This window comes from Polaromonas sp. P1_G4 (assembly GCF_056405475.1).
In genome coordinates, this window is record NZ_JBFUCA010000164.1 from 1 (window position 1) to 8,016 (window position 8,016).

Genomic DNA, 8,016 nt, shown 5'->3' on the forward strand with positions numbered 1-8,016 from the left:
TGGCAGGTGTCCTTCGGGGCGCCGGTAAGCGCATCGCAACGCTCCTTGGCGGCTTTGTAGTCGGCTTCACGCTTTTCGGCGCTGGCGTCCTTCTTGGCTTCGGTCACTTTTTCAGTCTTGTTCTTGCTGGTGTCGGCTGAGGTCTTGGCGACCTTGGCGTCTTCCTTGGCTTTGACGTGGGCCGCTTTGGCATCTTTCACGCAAACGTCCTTCTCATTGCCTTTCAGGTCGTCGCACTTTTCCTTGGCGGCGTCGTAGGCGGCATCGCCTTTGGCCAGGGCCACCTTTTCGGTGTTGCGCGGGCTGGGCTTGTACTGGGCTTCCAGTTCGGCCTTGGCGACTTTTTCAGCGCCTTTGGCTTCGGCCACGCAGATGTCTTTGGCATTGTCTTTCAAGGTGGCGCACTTGTCGCGGCCGGCTTTGTAGTCGGCCGAGATGCGGTTGCTCTCGGCTTTATGTTCCTCTTTGGTCATAGCCAGGGCCTGGCCGGCAAAAGCACAGGACATCACAGCGGTCAGCATCAGTAATTTGGTTTTCATGGATTTTCCTTTGGATGAGTTGGAGTTATGGATTGGTTATGGATGGACGCTGGAACGCTCAACGGCGGATCAATAGCGCTCAAAAAAATCGGTCGGGTTGCGGTCTTTCCAGGCGGCGACCTGCTTCTCAGCCTCATCCTTGCTGAGGCCGTGGCGCTCCTGGATGCGGCCCAGCAACTGGTCGCGTTTGCCGGCGACTACATCGAGGTCGTCGTCAGTGAGCTTGCCCCACTGTTCTTTGACTTTGCCTTTGAATTGAAGCCAGTTGCCTTCCACGCGGTCCTTGTTCATGGTGTTCTCCTGAACGTCAGTTGATAAATTCGCCCGTCGCACTTATGTCCCATGTCGTCCGGGCGGCATGTTCACACCGTACGCTCGTTCTTTTTCTCCCACCGTAGGCCCCCGTATTTGATGAGCGTAGGCTCATGCTTACAGGCTCGGCGCCGCGCTGCGAGAACGTGCCATTGCGCGAAGAAAAGCAACAAAATTCGCAACGGCTTCCTGGCCGGAACGTAACTGCATGGCACGCCGGCCAGGGCAAGAACTGTTTTTATTTCGACATCAAGGTGGTGGACGGCAGCGACACCAAAGATGAAAAATCGCAGCCCGTGGCGAAGCCTGCGGCTCTGGCGGCCTGATGCAGGAATACCGCTACATCAAGGCCAAGGCCTGAGTGCGGCTGACGGGAAGTGCCTGGTTGCGTTTACTTTGACCGCAGCGTGCGGCTGAGCAGCGCGACGGGCAGCAAACCCACCAGCACCAGCGCCAGCGCGGGCAAGGCGGCCTCACCAAGCCGCTCGTCGCGCGCGAGCTGGTAGGTGATCACGGCCAGGGTGTCGCTGTTGAAGGGYCGCAGCACCAGCGTGGCGGGCAGCTCTTTCATCACATCGACAAACACCAGCAGGCCCGCTGCCGCCACCGAGCGCTTGAGCAGCGGCCAATGAACGCGGCTGAGGATGCCCAGGCCGCTGGTGCCCAGCATGCGCGCGCTGTCGTCAAAGCTGGCCGGGATGCGCGAGTAGCCGCTTTGCAGGCTTTGCAGTGCCACGGCGCTGAAGCGCACCAGGTAAGCCCAGACCACACCGAGGATGGTGGCGGTGACCCAATAGCCCGCGCTGGTCTGCGGCGCAGCGGCCTGCAACCAGCCCACGGGCAGCAGGAGGCCCACCACAATCACCGCGCCGGGCACGGCATAACCCAGACCCGCCAGGTGCACGGCAGCGCGGGTAAGCAGGCCCGGCTGCCGGCGCACCGCAAAGGCCAGGCCCAAGGCAAGCGCGGTGGCCAACAGTGCGCTCAAGCCTGCAAGGCCAATGCTGCTGAGCGTCCAGCCAATGAATTTGTCCCAAAGCAGGTTGTCCCACCCCAGCACCAGCGGGCGCAGCATAAAGAGCACCGGCAACACAAAGCCCAGCGCGATGGGCACGGCGCACACGAGCCAGGCCGAAACGGCGCGCAGGCCGCGCAACTGCACGGGGGCCGCGTCTTGCGCGCCGGCGCGCGCGCCGCGGCCGGTGGCAAAGCGCATGCGCTTTTGCGCGCTGTGCTCTATCCACAGCAGCAGCGCGACGAAGAACAGCAGCACGGTCGCCAGCTGCGCCGCGGCGATGCGGTTGTCCATCGAGAGCCACGCCTTGTAGATGCCGGCGGTGAAGGTCTGGATGCCGAAATAACTGGAGACGCCGAAGTCGGCCAAAGTTTCCATCAGGGCCAGCGCCACGCCGGCGGCCACGGCGGGGCGCGCCAGCGGCAGCGCCACACCACGGATGCGGCGCGACAGCGGTGCGCCCAGCAGGCGTGCGGCTTCCATCAGGTGCACGGCGCGCTCAGACAGCGCCGTGCGCGCAAGCAGGTACACATAGGGGTAGAGCGCGACGGTGAAGACCAGTACGGCACCACCCAGGCTGCGCACCTCGGGCAGCAGCCGGCCCTGCAGGCCGAAGCTGGCGCGCAGCCAGGTCTGCAGCGGACCGGCGTATTGGAGAAAGTCGGTATACGCATAGGCCAACACATAGGCCGGCATGGCCAGCGGCAGCAGCAGGGCCCACTCAAACACCCGGCGCCCCGGGAAGTCAAACAAGGTGACCGTGCTGGCGGTCGCCATGCCTACCACCGCCACACCGAACGCCACACACAGGCACAGCGTCAGCGATGTCCGGGTGTAGTCGGGCAGCACGGTCTGCAGCATCTGCAGCAGGATGGATTGCGCTTCGCCGTTGAACTGCAGCCAGGACAGAGCCACGGCCAACACCGGCAGCGTCAGCAGCCCGACCAGCAAAAACAGCACAACAGAAGGGAAATATCGGCGAAACATGGAGCCCCGGAAAGCCTCAGCAAAAAGGCCTCTCGCGGGAAGGAGCCCTGCCCCCGCCTGCGTTCGCCACGCTTTTGCAGTCAGTCACTGCAAATGAGAATTGTAAGCATCTACAATTACCTGCATGTTTCTGGATATCTCCCAGCTGGGCGTGCATTACGCCGGTCGCACAAAGCCCGCCGTGGACGGCGTGTCGTTCAGCCTTCAGGCCGGGGAAATCGGGGTTCTGATCGGGCCTTCAGGTTGCGGCAAAACCACCTTGCTGCGCGCAGTGGCTGGCCTTGAACGGGCCAATGCTGGCAGCATTACGCTGGCAAAGGATGTGGTGAGCACCGCCGCCTTGCATGTGCCGGCCGAATCCCGCCGCATCGGCATGGTGTTTCAGGACTACGCGCTGTTTCCGCACCTTGATGCTGCGCACAACGTCGCCTTCGGGCTCACTCATCTGACGCCCGCTCAGCGCAAGCAGCGCGTCGGAGACGTGCTGGAGCTGGTCGGCCTGGGCAATGTGCATAAGCGCTTTCCGCATGAGCTTTCGGGCGGCCAGCAGCAACGTGTGGCACTGGCCCGCGCGCTGGCGCCGCAGCCGCGCCTGCTGTTGCTGGACGAGCCGTTTTCCAACCTGGACGTGGACCTGCGCGAGCGCCTGGCGCACGAGGTGCGCGGCATCCTGAAGGCGGCCGGCGCGACGGCGCTGTTCGTCACGCATGATCAGCTCGAAGCTTTTGCCATCGGGGACCGCATCGGCGTGATGCACCAGGGCAAACTGCACCAGTGGGATGAGGCTTATGCGCTGTACCACCGCCCTGCCACCCGATTTGTGGCTGACTTCATCGGCCACGGGGTATTCGCACAAGCGCATATCGAGCAGCGCGGCGACGACGTGGTGGTGCACACCGCGCTGGGTGACCTGACGGACATGCTGGAGTGTCCGCTGCCCGGGGCGTACGCCGGCGGCTTGTGCGATGTGCTGCTGCGTGCCGACGACATCGTGCATGACGACAACGCACCAGTGAAAGCGCAGATCGTGCGCAAGGCGTTTCGCGGCTCGGAGTTTTTGTACACGCTCAAATTGCAGACGGGCGAGACGGTGATGGCGCATGTGCCGTCGCACCACAACCATGCGCTGGGCGAGTGGATAGGCATACGTGCCGAGGTCGACCATGTGGTGACCTTTCCCCGTGAAACCGTTGCTGCGCCCTAGCCGCGCTTAGCTCCGCCGGCCACTTTACCCTTGCGTCTGCCTCAGACGCTCAATATCTTCCCGCAGCGCCTGCGCCCACACCCGGCGGGTCTGGCCTTGCGGGGCCTGCACCTCGCCAAAGGTAACGACCGCCTTGAGCGGCGGCGCAGTCAGGGTGCGCCAAATCGATCCGACCAGGGTTTCGTCATCCACATAACTGGGGGCGAAGCTGGTCGCGCCGCTGGCGGCGTCGATGAACTTCAGTGCCACCGGCTGCACCGGCACAGACGCTTCAATGGCCGCCTGGATAAGGTTGGCGTGAAAGTGCTTGAGGGTGATGCCGTCGCCCGTCGTGCCTTCAGGGAACACCGCCAGGATGTCGCCCGCGCGGAGGCGGTCCGCCATTTGCGTGACGACGCGGTGAGCATCGCGCCGCGACTCGCGCTCGATGTAGAGGGAACCCGCGCCGTCTGACAGCGTGCGCACAAAGGGCCAGTCCCGCACATCCGCCTTGGAGACAAAGCGGCAATGGCGCGAGGCATGCATCACCAGGATGTCCAGCCACGAAATATGGTTGGCCACCAGCAACACCGGGCCGGTGGCCGGCGGCGTGCCATTGACCACCAGTTCAATGCCCACGATGCACAGCATGGCCCCGGCCCATGCCTGTACGCGGGCCTCCTGCTCAGCCTGGGGAAGTTTGGGGAAAGCAGTCTTGATCGTCCAGAAACCCTGGACGGCATGCACGATGGCGCGCAACAAGGTCCCACAAAAGTGAAGCCATTTCATACGGAAGCAGCGCCTCAGTGTGAAGCGTCAGGAGCTTCATAAGCGAGCTGTCCGCCCACGATCGTCCAGCGCACGCGCGCAGGCATCTGGTGGCCCGAGAACGGTGTGTGCTTGCCCTGGCTGCGCAAGGCGGCGGGCTCGACTGTCCATTCACCGGCGGGGTCAAATATGCAGATATCGGCCACGCCGCCTTTAACGAGCTGCCCCGCGCTGGCCTGCAGCGTGCCAAGCGCATTGCCCAGCACCCGCGCGGGTTCACTCGTAAGCACCGCCAGTGCGCGCTGCAGACCAGCATCGCTGTCAGTACCCCATTTGCAGGCCAGGCCCAGCAGCAACTCAAGCCCTGTGGCGCCCGGCTCGGCTTCGGCAAAGGGCAAAGTCTTGGCGTCTTCGTCAACAGGCGTGTGGTCAGACACCAGCGCGTCGATGGTGCCGTCGGCCAGGCCCTGGCGGATGGCGTCGCGGTCGCGCTGCTGGCGCAGTGGCGGGTCCAGCCGCATTCGGCTGTCGAAGTAACCGATGTCCACATCGGTCAGGTGCAGGCTGTTGATGCTGACATCGCAAGTCACGGCCAGGCCTTCTGCCTTGGCCTTGGCCACGAGTGCCACGCCTGCGGCGCTGCTGATGCGGCACAGGTGCACGCGCGCGCCGGTGGCACGCACCAGCTCGAAGATGGTGTGAAGCGCGATGGTTTCGGCGGCGACGGACACGCCGCTCAACCCCAGGCGTGTAGCCAGCGGGCCGCTGGCAGCGACGCCGCTGCCCAGGTACATCTCTTGCGGGCGCAGCCAGACGGTGTAGCCGAAGGTCGAGGCGTATTGCAGGGCGCGCATCATGACTTGCGTGTTGGCCAGCGGCACCTCTGCCTGGCTGAAGCCTACGCAGCCCGACTCCGTCAGCTCGACCATCTCGGTCAGCGTCTCACCCTTGAGCGCACGCGTGAGCGCACCCAGCGGGAACACGCGCGACTGGTGCAGCTTCTCGGCGCGGAACTTGAGCATTTCAACGAGGCCGGGCTCGTCGAGTACCGGGTCGGTGTCGGGCGGGCAGACCAGGCTTGTGACGCCGCCGGCCACAGCCGCGGCGAGTTCGCTTTCGAGCATGCCTTCGTGCTCGTGGCCGGGCTCACGCAGACGGGCCGACAGGTCGATCAGGCCAGGAGCCACGACGCAGCCAGTGGCGTCAATGGTTTTGTTGGGTGCGAAATCGGCGGGGTTGCTTTTGAGCGAAACAATGCGGCCCGCGGCAATTGCCACGTCGCAGATTTCGTCGAACTTGGAAGCCGGGTCGATGACGCGGCCGTTCTTGATGAGTATTTTCATTCTTTTTTCTCCGCGTTCAGGCTTCATTCCCAGCAACGATGCTCATCACCGCCATTCGGACTGCGATGCCAAAAGTCACTTGCGGCAGGATCACACTCTGCGTGCCGTCGACAACGGCGGAATCAATTTCCACACCGCGGTTGATGGGCCCCGGGTGCATGACGATGGCGTCGGGCTTGGCCAGTTTTAATTTTTCGGTGGTGAGGCCGAAGCTCTTGAAGAACTCCTGGCTGCTGGGCAATAACGCGCCGGACATGCGTTCGTTCTGCAGCCGGAGCATGATGATTACGTCGGCATCCTTGATACCTTCTTCAAGCGTATTGCAGACACGCACGCCCATCTGCGCCATGTCGGCGGGCACCAGGGTCTTGGGGCCGACCACGCGCACTTCGGGGCAGCCCAGCGTAGTGAGTGCGTGGATGTCGGAACGCGCCACGCGCGAGTGCAGCACGTCACCGACGATGGCGACCGTGAGCTTGCTGAAATCTTTCTTGTAGTGCCGGATGGTGTACATGTCGAGCAGGCCCTGCGTGGGGTGCGCGTGGCGGCCGTCGCCGGCATTAATGACGTGCACATGCGGTGCGACGTGCTGGGCAATCAGGTAGGGTGCGCCCGATTCGCTGTGACGCACCACAAAAAGATCGGCGGCCATGGCGCTCAGGTTGGCGATGGTGTCGAGCAGCGACTCGCCCTTGGAGGCCGATGAGCGCGCGATGTCCAGGTTGATGACATCGGCCGACAGCCGCGTGGCGGCGATTTCGAAGGTGGTGCGGGTGCGGGTGGAGTTTTCAAAGAAAAGATTGAAGACACTCTTGCCGCGCAGCAGCGGGACTTTTTTGACTTCGCGGTTGTTGACGCTGACGAAGTTGGCGGCGGTGTCGAGGATCTGCGTCAAGGTAGCCTTGGGCAGGCCTTCAATCGACAGCAGGTGGATCAGCTCGCCGTTTTTGTTGAGTTGCGGATTTCGTCGATACAGCATGTGATGGACTCCTTGGGGTCTCTTGGTTTTTTGGGGGTGGCCTGGCAGTAATAGTGATGGTGACGATCAGCCCTGAACCTGGAAGCTGAACTTGCCGTCCTCTGCGCGGGCCAGCTCAAGCGACTGCGAGGCGGGCAAGGCCACGCGCGCCACCGCCAGGTCGGGCTGCACCGGCAGCTCGCGCCCGCCGCGGTCTACCAGTACGACCAGCTTGACGCTGGCGGGCCGGCCGTAGTCAAACAATTCGTTGAGAACGGCGCGTATGGTGCGTCCGGTGTAGAGCACGTCGTCGACCACGACGAGGTGAGCGCCGTTCACGTCAAAGGGCAGCAAAGTCTGCCCACTGGAGGCCAGTCCCCGCTGCGAGAAATCGTCGCGGTGCATGGAGGAAGACAGCACACCGGCCTCGCCCTCCAGGCCCAGGTCTTTTTGCAGGCGCTGCGCCAGCCAGGCGCCGCCGGAGGCCACGCCGACCAGCTTGGGCGGCAAGGGATAGGACGCCAGTTGCTGGCGCATGCTGCGCAGCAGGTCGCTGTATAGCGCCTCGGCGTCAAGGGTCAGGCTGCTCATGGGAAACTCCTTAAAAACTGCTCGAGGATGATGCAGGCCGAGGCCGCATCGGCATCCGCTGCGCCGCCGGCGAGTGCCTCGGTGGTGCTGTAGCGCTCATCCACCTCAAAGACCTGGAGGCCGAAGCGCCCGCGAAGCTGACGGGCGAACTTCTGCGCCCGCGCGGTATTGTCGTGGCTGGCACCGTCGGGGTGAAAGGGCACGCCGACGACGAGGGCGTCGGGCTGCCACTCCTTGATGCGCGTCTCGACGGCCTTGAGGCGGGCGTCGCTGCCTTCAGCGTTGATGGTGGGCTGGGGGGTGGCGGTACGGGTCAGCAC

The 8,016-nt window shown here is 63.7% G+C and carries 10 protein-coding genes; 2 read left to right on the forward strand and 8 right to left on the reverse strand.

Annotation, left to right across the window (positions count from 1 at the left end):
* Positions 1–539: hypothetical protein (locus AC1D1X_RS10265; RefSeq protein ID WP_477698230.1), on the reverse strand; the 539-nt coding region annotated here is incomplete at its 3' end.
* 69 nt (positions 540–608) lie between these two features.
* Positions 609–830 (reverse strand): CsbD family protein, encoded by a 222-nt coding sequence (locus tag AC1D1X_RS10270; protein WP_477668334.1) that lies wholly within the window; start codon positions 828–830, stop codon positions 609–611.
* 173 nt (positions 831–1,003) lie between these two features.
* Between AC1D1X_RS10270 and AC1D1X_RS10275 the strand changes: the two genes are divergently transcribed.
* Positions 1,004–1,177: a hypothetical protein gene (locus tag AC1D1X_RS10275; RefSeq protein WP_477671801.1), complete on the forward strand. Its 174-nt coding sequence runs from the start codon at positions 1,004–1,006 to the stop codon at positions 1,175–1,177.
* Positions 1,178–1,242: 65 nt separating this feature from the next.
* Here the strand turns inward: AC1D1X_RS10275 and AC1D1X_RS10280 are convergent, their stop codons facing one another.
* Complete coding sequence (locus tag AC1D1X_RS10280) at positions 1,243–2,853, reverse strand: ABC transporter permease (RefSeq protein WP_477668336.1); 1,611 nt, start codon at positions 2,851–2,853, stop codon at positions 1,243–1,245.
* 124 nt (positions 2,854–2,977) lie between these two features.
* Between AC1D1X_RS10280 and AC1D1X_RS10285 the strand changes: the two genes are divergently transcribed.
* Positions 2,978–4,057, forward strand: a complete 1,080-nt coding sequence (locus AC1D1X_RS10285) for an ABC transporter ATP-binding protein (RefSeq protein ID WP_477668337.1) — start codon at positions 2,978–2,980, stop codon at positions 4,055–4,057.
* 24 nt (positions 4,058–4,081) lie between these two features.
* On the opposite strand, the gene AC1D1X_RS10290 is transcribed toward AC1D1X_RS10285, so the two are convergent.
* The 5 genes from AC1D1X_RS10290 to ruvX form a co-directional block, all read right to left on the reverse strand.
* On the reverse strand, positions 4,082–4,825 hold the full coding sequence (locus AC1D1X_RS10290; RefSeq protein WP_477668338.1) for a lysophospholipid acyltransferase family protein: 744 nt from the start codon (positions 4,823–4,825) through the stop codon (positions 4,082–4,084).
* A 14-nt stretch (positions 4,826–4,839) separates the two neighbouring features.
* A complete protein-coding gene (locus AC1D1X_RS10295) occupies positions 4,840–6,147 on the reverse strand; it encodes a dihydroorotase (protein WP_477668339.1) in 1,308 nt (435 codons plus the stop codon).
* 16 nt (positions 6,148–6,163) lie between these two features.
* Positions 6,164–7,126 (reverse strand): aspartate carbamoyltransferase catalytic subunit, encoded by a 963-nt coding sequence (locus tag AC1D1X_RS10300; protein ID WP_477668340.1) that lies wholly within the window; start codon positions 7,124–7,126, stop codon positions 6,164–6,166.
* A 66-nt stretch (positions 7,127–7,192) separates the two neighbouring features.
* Positions 7,193–7,696 carry a bifunctional pyr operon transcriptional regulator/uracil phosphoribosyltransferase PyrR gene (pyrR, locus tag AC1D1X_RS10305; protein ID WP_477668341.1) on the reverse strand — a complete coding sequence of 168 codons (504 nt, stop codon included), beginning with the start codon at positions 7,694–7,696 and terminating at the stop codon, positions 7,193–7,195.
* The coding region (gene ruvX, locus AC1D1X_RS10310; RefSeq protein WP_477698231.1) for a Holliday junction resolvase RuvX at positions 7,693–8,016 on the reverse strand (324 nt) is incomplete at its 5' end. The genes pyrR and ruvX, both read right to left, overlap by 4 nt.

Bases quoted from the DNA above. Each gene is read 5' to 3' on its own strand.
- AC1D1X_RS10270 (WP_477668334.1), bottom strand. From the start codon at position 830: ATGAACAAGGACCGCGTGGAAGGCAACTGGCTTCAATTCAAAGGCAAA.
- AC1D1X_RS10285 (WP_477668337.1), top strand. From the start codon at position 2,978: ATGTTTCTGGATATCTCCCAGCTGGGCGTGCATTACGCCGGTCGCACA.
- AC1D1X_RS10290 (WP_477668338.1), bottom strand. From the start codon at position 4,825: ATGAAATGGCTTCACTTTTGTGGGACCTTGTTGCGCGCCATCGTGCAT.
- AC1D1X_RS10295 (WP_477668339.1), bottom strand. From the start codon at position 6,147: ATGAAAATACTCATCAAGAACGGCCGCGTCATCGACCCGGCTTCCAAG.
- AC1D1X_RS10300 (WP_477668340.1), bottom strand. From the start codon at position 7,126: ATGCTGTATCGACGAAATCCGCAACTCAACAAAAACGGCGAGCTGATC.
- pyrR (WP_477668341.1), bottom strand. From the start codon at position 7,696: ATGAGCAGCCTGACCCTTGACGCCGAGGCGCTATACAGCGACCTGCTG.